Source organism: Flavobacterium petrolei (assembly GCF_003314435.2).
GTDB classification, from domain to species: Bacteria; Bacteroidota; Bacteroidia; order Flavobacteriales; family Flavobacteriaceae; genus Flavobacterium; species Flavobacterium petrolei.
Map to the genome: position 1 here is coordinate 589604 of NZ_QNVY02000001.1, position 15295 is coordinate 604898.

The following is a 15295-nucleotide window of genomic DNA, read 5'->3' on the forward strand; positions in this document are numbered from 1 at the left end:
CAAATTTGCGGTTTGTTTTAATTTTCGAAGGCATAAACTAAAGTAAATCCTTCTATTTCTTCAAAATGAATTTTGAAATCTTTTACTAAATTATCAAAATGAAGTTCAGCGATAGTTTGCTTACTTTCTAGTTTAAAATCGCAGACACTTATATGATTTTTGAAACTGATTCCTTTTTCATTTCTAATTTTGAAAATAGCTTCTTTAACACCCCAAATAACAGTTAGTTTTCCGATGTATTCCTCACTCTCCAAATCCAAAAACTGAAATTCCGAATCACAGAATTTATCGGCGATTCGGATGATTTTGTCCCGTTGTAATTCGATGTCGATTCCTACGGTTTCGTCACTGATAATAATCGCAGAAAACTCATGGGAATGCGTTATCGAAATGTACTTTTCTCCATGAAGATGCGGTTTACCAAATTCATCATAATACAAATCTAAATCCGTATGCCCCGTTTCCTGCAATAATTTGCGCACGCTAAGAAAAGCGCGTTGATGCATTTCAGACTTCATTCCGTCGAGCCGGAGCCGATTGCTGTCGTTTAAGACGACTTGTTCTAATAATTCCCCATAGGATTCGGTTACTTTCCAAACGAGAATTTGAGTTCTAGAATTAATATGTATCGTTTTGTAAAGTGGCATCGTGTTCTAGTTTCGTTTTTTAGCCCCGGTAGCAGCGGCATCCTTTTTTCACGCTTTTTTGCGTGTAAAAAGATATAGCGAATAACGGGAAATAGCTCCAGAAACTGAAACAAGATCAGCGTCATGAAATTATTTAGTTAATGTTCAAAAGATTAGCGAATTAAACAATTCACAAATCTTTTAGAAAACAGTTAAATTCTAAAGTTATTACGTAAATTTGCAAAAAATTTACAATTACAAATATACTATAAATGAGTACTACAACTATGCCTTTTGTGGCTTTCAAAGTAAAAGACATTTCTCTAGCGGCTTGGGGAAGAAAAGAAATTGAATTAGCTGAAGCTGAAATGCCAGGTTTAATGGCGCTTCGTGCTGAATACAAAAACGAACAACCACTTGCTGGCTCTCGCATTGCAGGATGTTTGCACATGACAATCCAGACTGCGGTTTTAATTGAAACGTTAATCGCTCTTGGCGCAGAAGTGACTTGGAGTTCTTGTAACATTTTTTCAACTCAAGATCAAGCTGCTGCTGCGATTGCTGCTGCAGGAATTCAAGTTTATGCTTGGAAAGGTTTGAATGAGGAAGATTTTGACTGGTGTATTGAGCAAACTTTATTCTTTGGTGAAGACAGAAAACCATTGAACATGATTCTTGATGACGGTGGAGATTTGACTAACATGGTTATTGACCGTTACCCGGAATTAGTTGCTGGAATCAAAGGATTATCTGAAGAAACTACAACTGGAGTTCACAGATTATACGAAAGAGTAAAAGCGGGAACATTACCAATGCCTGCAATCAACGTGAATGACTCGGTTACTAAATCGAAATTTGACAACAAATACGGTTGTAAAGAATCAGCAGTTGATGCGGTTCGTCGTGCAACTGATGTTATGCTTGCTGCAAAAAGAGTAATCGTTTGTGGTTACGGTGACGTAGGTAAAGGAACTGCAGCTTCTTTTAGAGGTGCTGGTTCTATTGTTACAGTTACTGAAATTGACCCAATTTGTGCTTTACAAGCAGCAATGGACGGTTTTGAAGTAAAAAAATTAGATACAGTAATTGAAACTGCTGATATTATCATTACTACTACTGGAAATAAAGATATCGTTTTGGGTTCTCATTTCGAAAAAATGAAAGACAAAACGATCGTTTGTAACATCGGGCATTTTGATAATGAAATTGATATGGGTTGGTTGAATACAAACCACGGTGCATCAAAAATTGAAATCAAACCACAAGTTGATAAATATACAATCGCTGGAAAAGACATCCTTATCTTGGCTGAAGGTCGTTTAGTAAACCTTGGTTGTGCTACAGGTCACCCAAGTTTTGTAATGAGTAACTCATTTACAAACCAAACTTTGGCTCAAATCGAATTGTGGAAAAACAGCGCGGCATACAACAATGACGTATATATGTTACCAAAACATTTAGATGAGAAAGTAGCAATGTTGCACTTAGCTAAATTAGGTGTTGAATTAGAGACTTTACGTTCTGATCAAGCGGATTATATTGGAGTTCCAGTTGAAGGTCCATTTAAACCAGAATATTACAGATACTAGTCTAGAATTAGTTTTTTAGATTATTAAATTTTTAAAACCCTTGCAGTCCCGAAGTTTCGGGAGCAAGGGTTTTTTGTTTTTATTCTTTAAAAAATTGCATTATAAAACGCTTTTGGGTTAATTGAAGTAAAATATTCTAAACCAAAAAGTAATAATACAACAGCAACAAACTAATATTAACTACCATAATAAAAAAAAGACACTGAGATGCGATATTATTAACATTAACGCTGTGCAGATCTTAATGACAAACAAACTTTCACAGGGAAAGTCTACCTTACGCTAAACGAAAATTCTAGTAACCTCAGCTAGATCTGAAGCTAACTATTAATGAACAAACACTATTTCCTAAGAAATAAACACCACAACCTAGTTCTAATTTAAGTTTATGGTATCTTTGATTACTTAAAAAATTTAAAAGAATTTCTTTGTTTGAAGAACTCCATATAAAGCTTATAAAAACCTTAAAAATAAAATTATGAATACTTATACCATTATCGCCCAACTTGTAATAGCACTGTCTGTAGGTTATGTTTGGATTTTTAGATTTGATAACATTGTAAAAGAATTTAAACAATACGGACTTTCTGATTTGACACGAAATATGGTAGGTGCTTCAAAAATAGTGTTAGCAACATTATTAGTAACTGGAATATGGTATCCAGAACTCGTTTTTATCCCTGCTCTTTTAATGGCTTTTTTAATGGCTTCGGCACAGTTTTTTCATTTCAAAGTAAAAAATCCATGGATCAAACACCTTCCTTCTTTACTTCTTTTGGCAATATCTCTTTTTGTGGCACTATACGTTTCCAAATAATCAAAATATGAGTTACCTAGATATACTTATTTTATTTTCAGCAACTTCTTTTCTTATTTACGGAATAGCTTATTTTGTATCAACGAACATGAAAAATGAGTTTAAGCGATTTGGACTTGAAAAATTTGGTCCATTAACAGCTTTTTTAGAATTGGCGGGAGCTATTGGTTTGTTTATTGGCGTTGGCATTAAGAACAACACTATTTTGCTTCTGGCCTCAGGAGGACTGGCTTTGTTGATGCTTCTTGGTACTGGAGTTCGCATCAAGATGAAAGATTCTTTATTAATATCTTTACCAGCGTTTTTTTATTTCGTACTTAACACCTACATTTTGTACAGGACTTTAATGTAAATCTATTCGAAATGGTTTTATTTATTTGTCACCAAAATACAATTTAATCAGATTTCAAATTAAAATAAAAAACCCGTCTCGATAAAAATCGAAACGGGTTTTTAAAAAATTGAGAAAATCAATTATGCTTCAACTTCGAATGGAAGTATAGAAACATAAGATTTGTTATCTCTTTTCTTTTGGAAGAAAACAACTCCATCTACTCTTGCGTGTAGGGTGTGATCTTTACTGATGTAAACATTTGCACCTGGATTATGTTTTGAACCTCTTTGTCTTACGATGATGTTCCCAGCAATAGCAGCTTGACCACCAAATATCTTAACGCCTAAACGTTTTGATTCTGATTCTCTACCATTCTTAGAACTACCGACACCTTTCTTGTGAGCCATGACGTATTAGTTTTATTTTGTTATTATTCTTGAGTATCTTCTTTTTTAGCTTTAGCTACCTTTTTCTTAGGAGCTTCAACTTCTTCTGTAGTTGCTTCAGCTGCTGCTTTTTTAGGAGCCGCTTTTTTAGCACCAACACCAGTAATACCTTCAATTACAATTTGAGTAAGATATTGTCTGTGACCATTTCTCTTTTTGTATCCTTTTCTTCTTTTCTTTTTGAAAACGATAACTTTATCTCCTTTTAAGTGTTGTAACACTTTAGCTTCTACTGAAGCACCTTCTATAGCTGGGGCGCCTAAAGTGATAGTTCCGTTATCATCTAATAAAAGAACTTTGTCAAAAGAAACTTTTGAACCTTCTTCATTAGTCAAACGGTTAACATAAACCTTTAAGTCTTTGCTTACTTTGAATTGTTGCCCTGCTATCTCTACGATTGCATACATACTGAATTGTTTTAATAATTTTTAAGGTTGCAAATATACAATTAAATATTTACCTCGCAATTTGTTGAAGAAAAAAAATATTTTTTACGCCAGAATTCCTTATTTAAGAAGCTTTTAAACCAAATTTACGAAAGAACATGATGAACTAGTGTTAAATTTCCCACACCGAACTGCTTTTGTTGTAACAAAAATCTAAAAGCACTACAAACAATACATATTAACAAAATTATTAACCTTATGAAAAATTCATTAATGGCTTTAGGTGCTTTGTTTATGCTGGGAGGAGTCGCTTCTGCGCAAAAAGTAGCTTTTGAGGAATACAAATTAGACAATGGCTTGCATGTGATCTTGCACAACGACCCATCTGCTCCTACCGTTATTACATCAGTAATGTACCATGTGGGTGCCAAAGACGAAAATCCAGAGAGAACTGGTTTTGCTCACTTTTTTGAACATTTATTGTTTGAAGGAACTGAAAACATCAAACGTGGTGAGTGGTTTAAGATTGTAACTGGAAACGGTGGTGTAAATAACGCCAATACTACTGATGACAGAACCTATTATTATGAAGTTTTCCCTTCTAACAACTTAGAATTAGGTTTATGGATGGAAGCAGAAAGAATGTTACACCCAGTAATCAATCAAATTGGTGTTGATACCCAAAACGAAGTAGTAAAGGAAGAAAAAAGACTTCGTGTTGACAATCAGCCTTATGGAAACTTTTTAGCGGAAGTAAAAAAGAATATCTTCACAAAACACCCGTATCGTTGGGCAACTATTGGTTCTATGAGCCATTTAGATGCCGCTACATTAGAAGAGTTCCAAGCTTTCAACAAGAAATTTTACATTCCTAACAATGCTGTTTTGATTGTTGCCGGTGATTTCAAAAATGAACAAGCCAAGGAATGGATCCAAAAATATTTTGGACCTATCAAAAAAGGTGCTGCTATCCAGAGAGAGACATTTGTTGAAGAACCAATTACTCAAACTATAAAAGCTAAATTTGAAGATGCTAATATCCAAATTCCTGCAATTGTAGCGGCGTACAGAACTCCATCTATGAAAACTAGAGATGCTAGAGTATTGGATATGATTTCTTCTATTTTAAGTGATGGAAAAAGCTCAAGATTATACAAGAAAATAGTTGATGACAAGAAAATGGCCTTACAAATTGGTGCATTTAGCAACAGTCAAGAAGATTATGGAAGCTACATCATTTACGGTTTGCCACAAGCTCCAAATACTGCCGAGAATATTCTTGCCGAAATTGACTTGGAAATTGTAAAACTACAAACAGAATTGATTTCTGAAAAAGATCTACAAAAGCTACAAAACAAATTCGAAAACCAATATGTAAACAGCAACTCGACCATTGACGGTATCGCTGACAACTTGGCTTCTTATCATTTGTTATACGGTGATGTAAACTTAATCAACACCGAAATCGAAATCTACCATTCTATCACTCGTGAGGAAATCAGAGATATTGCCAAGAAATATTTAAATCCAAACCAAAGATTAGTTTTGGATTATGTTCCATCTAAAGACAAAGCTCAAAACTAAGATATATCATTATGAAAAAATCAATATTAATTTTATCAAGCTTGTTCTTAACAGTAATCATGCAAGGACAAATCATCCCTCAGCCAAAACCCGGAGTCGTTCCAACGATAAAAATTGGAAAACCGGTAACCTTTGAATTAAAAAATGGTTTAAAAGTTATGGTCGTTGAAAACCATAAATTACCAAGAGTAGCATTCAGTCTTACTTTAGACAATGATCCGTATGCTGAAGGCGACAAAAAAGGAGTAGCTGACATGACCAGTACTTTAATTGGAAGCGGTACCATAAAAATTTCGAAAGCAGCTTTCAATGAAGAAGTTGATTTTCTGGGAGCCAACATCAATTTTAGTTCTAATGGAGCTTCAGCAAGTGCATTATCTAAATATTCTGGAAGAGTATTGGAATTAATGGCTGACGGTGCATTAAACCCAAACTTCACCCAAGAAGAATTTGATAAAGAGAAAACAAAACTTATTGAAGGTTTAAAAGCGAATGAAAAAAGCGTTTCAGCAGTTGCAGCTAGAGTAGTAGATGTTTTGACTTACGGGAAAAACCATCCTGCTGGAGAATATGTAAGTGAAGCTACGTTGAAAAACGTAACTCTTGCTGATGTTAAAGCGAATTACAATACTTATTTTGTTCCAAGTAATGCTTACCTAATTATTGTGGGTGATGTAAAATTCAACGAAACAAAAAAAATGGTAGAGAAATTCTTTGGTTCATGGAAAAAAGCAACTGCTCCATCGACAACTTTTAATGATCCAAAAGACGTTCAGTATTCACAAATCAACTTTATTGACATGCCTAATGCAGTTCAATCAGAAGTTGCAGTTGTAAATATTTCGAACCTTAAAATGACTGACCCTGATTATTTTGCTGTCTTAGTTGCCAATCAAATCCTAGGAGGTGATTTCAATAGCTATATCAACATGAACCTAAGAGAAGCTCACGGATGGACGTACGGCGCTAGAACTAGTATTTCTGGTGACAAACGCGTTTCTACTTTCAATGCCTCTACACAAGTTCGTAATGCCGTAACTGATAGCACGGTTGTTGAAATCTTCAAAGAATTCAAAAAAATCAGAACAGAGAAAGTGACTGATGAAATGTTAGCCAATGTAAAAGCAGGATACATAGGACGATTTGTAATGCAAATTGAAAAACCACAAACGGTAGCAGGATATGCTTTGAGAATTCAAACACAAAGTTTACCGGCTGACTTCTATGAAAATTACATCAAAAACATCAGTGCTGTAACAGCAGATGATATTTTGAGAGTAGCCAATAAATACTTCTTGGCAGACAACAGCAGAATTGTAATAGTAGGAAAAGCAGCTGATGTAGCTCCTAGTTTAGAAAAATTAAAATTCCCGGTATCGTACTTTGATAAATACGGAAACCCAACGGCTAAACCTGAGTTCAAAAAATCAGTTCCAGCTGGAGTTACTGCAAAAAGCGTTATTGACAATTACATCAAAGCTATTGGCGGCGAAAAAGCAGCATTAGAAGTAAAAACAATCGCAATGAATGGAACTACTACAATTCCACAAGCACCTTCTCCATTAAATTTTACTTCTAAAATTGATGCCAAAGGAAAACTTATGGTTGAATTAGCCATGGGAACGATGAGTATCATGAAACAAGTAGTAAATGAAAAAGGAGCTTACGTAATGCAGCAAGGACAACGTCAAAACATCGAAGGAACGATGCTAACAGACATGAGAGCAGCTGCAACACCTTTTGAAGAATTATCTCTTTCTAAAAAACAAGGTTTAACACTAGAAACTATCGAGTCTATTAATGGAAAAGACGCTTACGCTGTTAAGAACGGTAAAACTACTCTATATTATGATGTAGTTTCTGGTTTAAAATTAGCAGAATCTAAAGTGGTAGAACAAGGTGGTCAAAGCATCACACAAACTACAAATTATGCAGATTACAAAGAAGTAAAAGGAGTTAAAGTTCCTTTTAATATCATCCAAAATGTAGGTTTTGAATTAGACATAAAAATGTCTGACGTTAAAATCAACGAAGGTGTTTCGGATGCTGATTTTCTATAATCAAATCTTGAATAAATAATCAAAGGCTGTCTTTTTAGGCAGCCTTCATTGTTTAATACTGTTATTGAACCTATTTCTTAGCTGATAAATACACGCCAATTAAAACAATAAAAGCGCCAAAAAACTGAACCGGCGTCAACATTTCATTGTCTAATAACCCCCAGCAAAAAGCAACAACGGGAATCAAATACGTTACCGAAGTAGCAAAAACAGGCGAAGACATTTGGATCAATTTAAAAAATAGAATATTCGCAATTCCGGTTCCTACAACCCCAAGAACCATTATAAATAAAACCGCTTCCTGCACTTTAACATCGTGCACCACTTCGAAAAATCCAGAGAAAAATAAGATTAGGGATGCCGGAAAAAACAACACCATAAAATTCCCGGTAGTAATGCTCAATGGACTCAAATCATGCAAATATTTTTTGATTAAATTTACATTTATTGCATAACATATAGAAGCTATTAAAACCAAAATAGCATAATAATAGTTTTGTTCCGGATGATGAATAGCACCATTCAAAATCAACAAAGCGCTTCCTATTAAACCAATTAGAATCCCAAAAATCTGATTTCTTTTAAACTGCAATCCAAAAACTAATGCACCCAGAATTAATGTATTCAAAGGAGTAAGCGAATTCAAAATAGAACTAACAGAACTATCAATTTCGGTTTGGGCAATTGCAAACAAATAAGCCGGAATAAATGTCCCGAATAAAGAAGTCAAGGCAATGTATTTCCATTTATGTGCCGGAATTTTAGACAAACTTTTGAACCCGATCAACAATAAAAAAACAGCTGCAAAAATAATTCGCAACGATCCCAATTGCAAAGCTGTTAAACCGATTAATCCTTTTTTTATCAGTATAAATGAACTTCCCCAAACCAAGGCAAGAACCATCAAGTACACCCATTTTAATTGCTTTGATTCCATAAAAATAATTTTGCCCCAAAATTGTAATTATTTTATGAATTAGTCCTTCTTTTTTTAATTAATTTTGCAACACACAAACATGCTTTTAATCTTTTAAATTTTCAATATAATGAATATCAAAAAATCAATCGTAACGATAGTACTTACCAGTGTTTTATTTGTAGGTTGTAAGGAAAAAGAAACAGAGATGGCTGCAAAAGAAACTGCAATTACAGAAGCTCCAAAAGTTAAAAAAGAAATTGCTGCTGCTAATCTTCAAACAGCGAGTTTCTCTGTAGAAGGAATGACATGCGCTGTAGGCTGCGCCAAAACTATTCAAGAAGATTTGACCGCACTGGATGGTGTCCAAAAAGCAACGGTAGATTTTGATACAAAATTAGCCACAGTAACTTTTGACAAAACAGTTCAAACACCAGCAAAACTAACAACAGTTGTCGAAGCTGCTGCCGATGGTAAAACGTATAAAGTTTCGAAGATGAAGTCGTAAATTGACTTTTACATTTTTTACTGCAAAGCATTCTCTTAATGGGGATGCTTTTTTTTTCCATCTAAGTCATTGAAAGTCCTTTTAGAAAGCTCGGAATTTAGTATTCACGGGCCTATTTGCACTTAAATGTCTTATATGTTGTTAAAGATTATTTATTGTTAAGCAATATTTTGGTAAATCTTTATCCTTGTTATTTCCACTTTAAGGTCTCCATTAGTCGCTGCATGTCATTTTTGACATAACTTGCTGCTGGCATAATAGAATCATAATTAGGTTTTGCATAAAAATAAACAGAACCAGTTACAAAATGTCTGGTACTGTCCGTGGCATAAAATTGTGAATTTGTTGCCGCATTTCCTTCTACCTGGTAAAACATCCCGTACACTTTTTTGTCTGAATTCAAATAGGGTTGTTCCAGAATATCATCTGCTTTTATAACATGCTCAAAAGTCAGTTTTTGAGCATCACGCAACAGTTCATTAATGTTTTTGGTTACTGGTTTATACGTCAAATAAATAGTTGCTTTCATTTTCGGGTATGTAATCGTCAAACCACAATTCTTGTCTTTTTTTATAACCGCATCAGAATTCATTTCGAATGTGAAAGGACATTCGTTTTCGAAATTTACATATTTAGCTTCTGGATAATCCAATCGCAAATAGCTAGAAGGTTTTGGCAAGACATCATCTTTGCAACTAAAAACCAACAATGATATTATACTTATTATTGAAAAAGGGACTATTTTTTTTAACATCTTTTTTCTAAATTTATTTAATCTTTTCTTTTTCTAAAGAAACACATTTCACAATGATTCTGATTGCTTCGAGGGTTTAAGTCGAGGATTACTCAAGAGTTACTTTTATTTGCTTTACCCTTTTTTGATCCACGGCTTCAACTGTAAACAAGCAATTTTCGAATGAAATTTTCTGATTTTTTTTCGGAAAATTTCCCAAAATCTCAAGAATAAAACCAGCCAATGTTTCAGCTTCTCCTTTTTTGATTTCGAATAACTCTTCATCAACATCAATGATTCGATAAAAATCCTTAAGGTTTATTTTTCCTTCAAAAAGGTAATTTTTATCGTCAATTTGAGAAAAATTAATATGTTCATCGTCAAATTCATCGCTGATATCTCCAACAATTTCTTCAATGACGTCTTCAAGTGAAACTAATCCTGATGTTCCGCCATATTCATCAACAACGATAGCCAAATGACTTTTCATGCTTTGAAAATCTTTTAAAAGATTATCCAATTTTTTATTTTCAGGAACAAAGAAAGGCTCTCGCAACAACGATTTCCAGTCAAATTCATTTGTATTAATATGTGGCAACAAATCTTTAACAAACAAAACGCCTTCTATCTGATCTATATTGTCTCGATACACCGGAATTCTGGAATACCCTTTTTCTATAATTTTAGGGCAAATAACGGCAAAGGTTTCGTCTATTTCTAAAGCAAAAATATCGATTCTGGGACTCATCACTTGTCTGGTATCTGTATTTCCAAAGCTTACAATTCCTTCTAAAATTTTTTGCTCTTCTGTAGAAGTTTCATCCGATGCTGTTAATTCTAAGGCTTGTGATAATTGGTCAACAGAAAAATTTGTTTTTTGCTTCGCTAATTTATTGTGGAAATAAATCGTTGCCGCTCGCATAGGCAAACTTATTGGCGAAAGCAATTTGTCCAAAAAAGCAATTGGATACACAATTCCCTTGGCAAACTTTACATTATTTCTGCTGGCATACACTTTCGGCAAAACTTCGCCAAATAACAAAATCAAAAAAGTAGCGGCCAATACTTCCAAAGTAAATTTTAAAAGTGGCGCTGTGATTTCCGAAAAAATAGTATTTCCAACTACTGAAAACAAAAGTATTATGGAGATATTGATGAAATTATTCGCAACCAGAAGTGTTGCAACCAATTTTTTGGGTTTTGCTAAAAGCGAAACAATAATTTTCCCTTTGGAGTTATTTCCCTGTATCGTTTCGTCGATGTCTTTTTGTGACAACGAAAACAAGGCTACTTCAGCTCCTGAAATTAATGCGGAACAAAACAGCAAAATGGCAATTCCTATAAAACCAAACACTACTGTAGTATCAATAGCGTAAGAAAAAAATAAACTGGGCTCTGGGTCCAAATTAGTTAAGATTAATTAAACAATCAGAATGGCAAGTCATTAATAGGCAAGACATTATTTTCCGAGTCAAAATTAGTGTTTTTCGGAACATCAACTGCAGGAATTTGTTTGTTGTTTTCACTGTCTTTTTTTGTGGAAAGAAAAGTGAATTCGGTTACCTGAATTTCTGTGGTGTGTTTTGTACTTCCATCCTCTGATTGCCATTGGCGGGATTTAATGCGGCCTTCCACGTAAATTTTATCTCCTTTAGAAAGGTATTTTTCACAAAGTTCAGCCGCTTTATTGCGTACTACCAGATTATGCCACTCTGTAGAAGTGATTTTTTCGTTGGTAGTTTTGTTGATGTACACTTCGTTTGTAGCCAATTGAAATCTTCCGATACAATTGCCACCATCAAAATAATGCATTTTGATGTCGTCGCCAAGAAAACCAATTAGCATAACCTTATTTAATGTTCCGTTCATTTTAGAATATGGTATTTCATCAAAGGTACATTTTTTTAGAAACTCTATAAATCCTTTTCAATAAAATTATGAATCACAATTGGGAACGGAAACGTTCTCAAAGTTTCCGTATCGATTCCGTTTTCAATTGTTCCTTTTACTTTTACTTTCCAAAACTTGATGTGTAAATGTTGGTGTGACAATTTATGAATGATACTTTTTTCGTTGTATTCTAACATACTCATAATTTCGTATTGGCTACTAAAATCGGTTTGAGTAAGAGTAGCAATAGTATTAAAATCTTCTTCTTTTTCGGTTTCGATCAAAGGGAATTCATATAAGTTGTGCCAAATTCCTTTGTCCGTTCTTTTCTGTATAATTGTATTTCCCGTTTCGTCTTCAAGAACTAGATAATTAAAGTATCGGTTTCTAACTTTTAGTTTTTTGGACTTTACAGGCAACTGATCGACTTTATTTTTTTGCAAAGCGGCGCAACTTTCGTTGAAAACACAAATGCCACAATTCGGGCTTTTAGGAACGCATTGCAACGCACCAAACTCCATAATGGCTTGATTGAAGGTTGCCGGATTATCCTTTGGCATCAGTTCGAAAGCCAAAGCGGCAAATTCTTTTTTGGCGGAAGCCTGAGCAATATCCGTATCCATATCAAAATAACGGGACAAAACCCGAAACACGTTCCCATCAACAACCGGAACAGGTTCTTTATAAGAGAAAGAAGCGATAGCGGCCGCAGTGTATTCTCCTACTCCTTTCAATTTCAACAAGTCATTATAATTACCTGGGAAAATTCCCGATAATTCCTGTGCTATATGCTGCGCAGTTTTATGCAAGTTTCGGGCTCTGGAATAATATCCTAATCCCTGCCAGAGTTTCAAAACCTGTTCTTCATTGGCTTTCGCCAAATCAAAAACAGTGGGAAAAGCGGTTGTAAAAGACAAAAAATAAGGCATTCCTTGTGCCACACGCGTTTGTTGCAACATGATTTCAGAGAGCCAAATAGGGTACGGATCAGTGGTATTTCTCCAAGGCAAATCGCGTTTATTTTGTAAATACCATTGTATTAACAAGTTAGAAAAAATCATGTTTTAATTATTTGTTAGCAAAAGTAAAAGTTTATGTGATTAAAATTTAATGAATTAGCTTGAATAATTGTTTTTTAAATTCCTATATTTGCAAACTCAAAAAAATAGTACAACATTATAAATAGGAAAGAAAATGACGAAAGCAGATATCGTAGCAAAAATTTCAGAAAAATTAGGTCTTGAAAAAGGAGATGTACAAGCAACTGTAGAGACCTTTATGAATGAAGTGAAAAATTCATTAGAAACTGGAGACAATGTTTATTTAAGAGGTTTTGGAAGTTTTATAGTGAAGACTAGAGCTGAGAAAACAGGAAGAAATATTTCTAAGAATACCACAATAAAAATTCCTGCACACAACATTCCTGCATTCAAACCTGCAAAAGTTTTTGTAGAAGGAGTGAAAACAAATAACGAAGCAAAATAATAATATTAATCATAAAATCGACAAGACATGCCAAGTGGTAAAAAAAGAAAGAGACATAAGGTAGCAACGCACAAACGTAAAAAAAGAGCGAGAGCTAACCGTCACAAAAAGAAAAAGTAGTTTTAAACTACTTTTTTCTTTTTAAAAGTTCATTGAAATTGAGAAAAAGAAAACTAGAACAAAGAAGAAAGAAATAAGACTTATAAATCTTGCTTCTTGTCTCTTTGATTTTCTAAGTCTTTTTCTCCCCGGGTTCAATACCTGTTAAAATATTGTTTAATCCATTTGTTCGCCTTGGCGAATAGATAAAAATGTACAGCGTGAATAAAGAATTAATCATCCGATCTAGTTCTGAAGCCGTAGATTTTGCCTTATTAAAAGATGGAAAACTAATTGAATTACACAAAGAAGAAGAAAAAAGCAACTTCCAGGTTGGTGATATTTTTATTGCCAAAATCAGGAAGCCAGTTGCCGGACTTAACGCTGCTTTTGTAAATGTAGGCTTCGAAAAAGATGCCTTTTTACATTATCATGATTTAGGACCTAATTTAGCTTCCCAACTGAAATTCATAAAACTTGTAAGCGCAGGTAAATTAAAAGATTTCTCCCTAAAAAACTTTCAGTTTGAAAAAGAAATAGACAAAGATGGCACCATTACTGATGTTTTGAGTTCCAATCAATCTGTTTTAGTACAAGTTGTCAAAGAACCTATATCTACAAAAGGACCAAGAATTAGCGCTGAGCTTTCTCTTGCCGGAAGATTTATAGTTTTGGTTCCGTTTTCTGACCGCGTTTCTATTTCACAAAAAATAGAAGACAAAAAAGAAAAAGAACGCTTGAAACGATTAGTACAATCCATCAAACCAAAAGGATTTGGTGTTATTGTTCGCACAGTAGCAGAAGGCAAAAATACAGCCGAATTAGAAAAAGATTTGCAGAACCTGCTCAGCAGATGGACTGCAATGTGTAAAAAATTACCGACCGCTCATCATCCGTCTAAAGTATTAGGAGAACTCAATAGAGCTTCTTCGATATTAAGAGATGTATTTAATGATACCTTTAGTGGTATTCAAATTGATGATGAAGAGTTGTACAACCAAACAAAGGATTATTTGCAAGAAATTGCACCATCCAAACAATCAATTGTTAAGTTTTATCAATCAAAAGACACACCTATTTTTGAGAAATACAACATAGAGAGACAAATCAAAACTTCTTTTGGAAAAACAGTATCCATGAGTAAAGGGGCGTATCTTATTATCGAACACACTGAAGCTTTGCACGTCATTGACGTAAACAGCGGAAACCGTTCTAATAAAGCCACCAACCAGGAAGATACCGCCATGGAAGTCAATATGATTGCAGCTGCCGAAATCGCAAGACAATTACGTCTTCGTGATATGGGTGGAATCATCGTAGTTGATTTTATCGATATGTCAAATCCTGAAAATCGTAAAGTGTTGTTCGATTTCTTGAAAGAAGAAATGAGCGATGATAAAGCAAAACACAAGATCTTACCTCCAAGCAAATTTGGATTAGTTCAAATTACAAGACAAAGAGTAAGACCTGAAGTAAATATTAAAACTAGAGAAGAAGATCCCAACAATGAAAGTGGCGAAATTGAAGCGCCAATTCAAATCATTGATAAAATTGCTTTTGATTTAGAAAGAGTATTAAAAAACCACAAAGATGTTGTGCTTAATGTACATCCTTTTGTGGCCGCATACCTTACCAAAGGTTTTCCATCATTACGTTCAAAATGGTTTCTTGAACATAAAAAATGGGTGAAAATTATACCTCGTGATGCTTACACGTATTTAGAATATCATTTCTACGACAAAAAAGAAAATGCTGTCATAGAATAAAAATAAAAACCGCCTTTCGTGAGATTGGCGGTTTTTTTGTGCGTCATTGCGAGATT

General features: G+C 34.2%; 16 protein-coding genes. 8 read left to right on the forward strand and 8 right to left on the reverse strand.

What is annotated here, in order from left to right; genetic code table 11:
- Positions 1 to 17: 17 nt before the first annotated feature.
- Positions 18 to 647, reverse strand: a complete 630-nt coding sequence (locus tag DR871_RS02560; RefSeq protein ID WP_113664980.1) for a 4'-phosphopantetheinyl transferase family protein — start codon at positions 645 to 647, stop codon at positions 18 to 20.
- A gap of 251 nt (positions 648 to 898) precedes the next feature.
- Here DR871_RS02560 and ahcY point away from each other — a divergent pair, with 251 nt between their 5' ends.
- The 3 genes from ahcY to DR871_RS02575 all read left to right on the forward strand — a co-directional run bounded on the left by ahcY (position 899) and on the right by DR871_RS02575 (position 3384).
- Positions 899 to 2215 carry an adenosylhomocysteinase gene (gene ahcY / locus DR871_RS02565; protein ID WP_113664979.1) on the forward strand — a complete coding sequence of 439 codons (1317 nt, stop codon included), beginning with the start codon at positions 899 to 901 and terminating at the stop codon, positions 2213 to 2215.
- Between the two features lie 478 nt (positions 2216 to 2693).
- Positions 2694 to 3032, forward strand: a complete 339-nt coding sequence (locus tag DR871_RS02570; RefSeq protein WP_113664978.1) for a DoxX family protein — start codon at positions 2694 to 2696, stop codon at positions 3030 to 3032.
- Positions 3033 to 3039: 7 nt separating this feature from the next.
- Complete coding sequence (locus tag DR871_RS02575; protein ID WP_113664977.1) at positions 3040 to 3384, forward strand: DoxX family protein; 345 nt, start codon at positions 3040 to 3042, stop codon at positions 3382 to 3384.
- Between the two features lie 122 nt (positions 3385 to 3506).
- On the opposite strand, the gene rpmA is transcribed toward DR871_RS02575, so the two are convergent.
- Positions 3507 to 3773: a 50S ribosomal protein L27 gene (gene rpmA, locus DR871_RS02580; RefSeq protein WP_086453627.1), complete on the reverse strand. Its 267-nt coding sequence runs from the start codon at positions 3771 to 3773 to the stop codon at positions 3507 to 3509.
- Positions 3774 to 3796: 23 nt separating this feature from the next.
- Positions 3797 to 4219, reverse strand: a complete 423-nt coding sequence (gene rplU, locus DR871_RS02585; RefSeq protein WP_091259317.1) for a 50S ribosomal protein L21 — start codon at positions 4217 to 4219, stop codon at positions 3797 to 3799.
- 237 nt (positions 4220 to 4456) lie between these two features.
- On the opposite strand from rplU, the gene DR871_RS02590 reads away from it, so the two are divergent.
- Both DR871_RS02590 and DR871_RS02595 read left to right on the forward strand, forming a co-directional pair.
- Entirely contained in the window at positions 4457 to 5782 is a 1326-nt protein-coding gene (locus DR871_RS02590; RefSeq protein WP_091165949.1) for a M16 family metallopeptidase, read from the forward strand.
- An 11-nt stretch (positions 5783 to 5793) separates the two neighbouring features.
- Entirely contained in the window at positions 5794 to 7842 is a 2049-nt protein-coding gene (locus DR871_RS02595) for an insulinase family protein (RefSeq protein WP_242497066.1), read from the forward strand.
- Positions 7843 to 7912: 70 nt separating this feature from the next.
- Here DR871_RS02595 and DR871_RS02600 read toward each other — a convergent pair whose 3' ends face one another.
- On the reverse strand, positions 7913 to 8779 hold the full coding sequence (locus DR871_RS02600) for a DMT family transporter (protein ID WP_113664975.1): 867 nt from the start codon (positions 8777 to 8779) through the stop codon (positions 7913 to 7915).
- A 109-nt stretch (positions 8780 to 8888) separates the two neighbouring features.
- Between DR871_RS02600 and DR871_RS02605 the strand changes: the two genes are divergently transcribed.
- Positions 8889 to 9266, forward strand: coding sequence for a heavy-metal-associated domain-containing protein (locus tag DR871_RS02605; RefSeq protein WP_113664974.1), 378 nt, complete (start codon positions 8889 to 8891; stop codon positions 9264 to 9266).
- A 190-nt stretch (positions 9267 to 9456) separates the two neighbouring features.
- Here the strand turns inward: DR871_RS02605 and gldD are convergent, their stop codons facing one another.
- From gldD to mutY, 4 genes are all read right to left on the reverse strand, one after another.
- Positions 9457 to 10020 (reverse strand): gliding motility lipoprotein GldD, encoded by a 564-nt coding sequence (gldD, locus tag DR871_RS02610; protein ID WP_113664973.1) that lies wholly within the window; start codon positions 10018 to 10020, stop codon positions 9457 to 9459.
- 88 nt (positions 10021 to 10108) lie between these two features.
- The gene (locus tag DR871_RS02615) at positions 10109 to 11404 is read right to left on the reverse strand and encodes a gliding motility-associated protein GldE (RefSeq protein ID WP_113664972.1); all 1296 of its coding nucleotides are present in this window, start codon (positions 11402 to 11404) and stop codon (positions 10109 to 10111) included.
- Positions 11405 to 11427: 23 nt separating this feature from the next.
- The gene (locus DR871_RS02620; protein ID WP_113664971.1) at positions 11428 to 11868 is read right to left on the reverse strand and encodes a single-stranded DNA-binding protein; all 441 of its coding nucleotides are present in this window, start codon (positions 11866 to 11868) and stop codon (positions 11428 to 11430) included.
- 44 nt (positions 11869 to 11912) lie between these two features.
- A complete protein-coding gene (mutY, locus tag DR871_RS02625; RefSeq protein WP_113664970.1) occupies positions 11913 to 12950 on the reverse strand; it encodes an A/G-specific adenine glycosylase in 1038 nt (345 codons plus the stop codon).
- Between the two features lie 133 nt (positions 12951 to 13083).
- Between mutY and DR871_RS02630 the strand changes: the two genes are divergently transcribed.
- Complete coding sequence (locus DR871_RS02630) at positions 13084 to 13374, forward strand: HU family DNA-binding protein (RefSeq protein ID WP_066080765.1); 291 nt, start codon at positions 13084 to 13086, stop codon at positions 13372 to 13374.
- 320 nt (positions 13375 to 13694) lie between these two features.
- On the forward strand, positions 13695 to 15239 hold the full coding sequence (locus DR871_RS02635) for an Rne/Rng family ribonuclease (RefSeq protein WP_113634220.1): 1545 nt from the start codon (positions 13695 to 13697) through the stop codon (positions 15237 to 15239).
- Positions 15240 to 15295 lie beyond the last annotated feature (56 nt).

Bases quoted from the DNA above. Each gene is read 5' to 3' on its own strand.
- DR871_RS02560 (WP_113664980.1), bottom strand. From the start codon at position 647: ATGCCACTTTACAAAACGATACATATTAATTCTAGAACTCAAATTCTC.
- ahcY (WP_113664979.1), top strand. From the start codon at position 899: ATGAGTACTACAACTATGCCTTTTGTGGCTTTCAAAGTAAAAGACATT.
- DR871_RS02570 (WP_113664978.1), top strand. From the start codon at position 2,694: ATGAATACTTATACCATTATCGCCCAACTTGTAATAGCACTGTCTGTA.
- DR871_RS02575 (WP_113664977.1), top strand. From the start codon at position 3,040: ATGAGTTACCTAGATATACTTATTTTATTTTCAGCAACTTCTTTTCTT.
- rpmA (WP_086453627.1), bottom strand. From the start codon at position 3,773: ATGGCTCACAAGAAAGGTGTCGGTAGTTCTAAGAATGGTAGAGAATCA.
- rplU (WP_091259317.1), bottom strand. From the start codon at position 4,219: ATGTATGCAATCGTAGAGATAGCAGGGCAACAATTCAAAGTAAGCAAA.
- DR871_RS02590 (WP_091165949.1), top strand. From the start codon at position 4,457: ATGAAAAATTCATTAATGGCTTTAGGTGCTTTGTTTATGCTGGGAGGA.
- DR871_RS02595 (WP_242497066.1), top strand. From the start codon at position 5,794: ATGAAAAAATCAATATTAATTTTATCAAGCTTGTTCTTAACAGTAATC.
- DR871_RS02600 (WP_113664975.1), bottom strand. From the start codon at position 8,779: ATGGAATCAAAGCAATTAAAATGGGTGTACTTGATGGTTCTTGCCTTG.
- DR871_RS02605 (WP_113664974.1), top strand. From the start codon at position 8,889: ATGAATATCAAAAAATCAATCGTAACGATAGTACTTACCAGTGTTTTA.
- gldD (WP_113664973.1), bottom strand. From the start codon at position 10,020: ATGTTAAAAAAAATAGTCCCTTTTTCAATAATAAGTATAATATCATTG.
- DR871_RS02620 (WP_113664971.1), bottom strand. From the start codon at position 11,868: ATGAACGGAACATTAAATAAGGTTATGCTAATTGGTTTTCTTGGCGAC.
- mutY (WP_113664970.1), bottom strand. From the start codon at position 12,950: ATGATTTTTTCTAACTTGTTAATACAATGGTATTTACAAAATAAACGC.
- DR871_RS02630 (WP_066080765.1), top strand. From the start codon at position 13,084: ATGACGAAAGCAGATATCGTAGCAAAAATTTCAGAAAAATTAGGTCTT.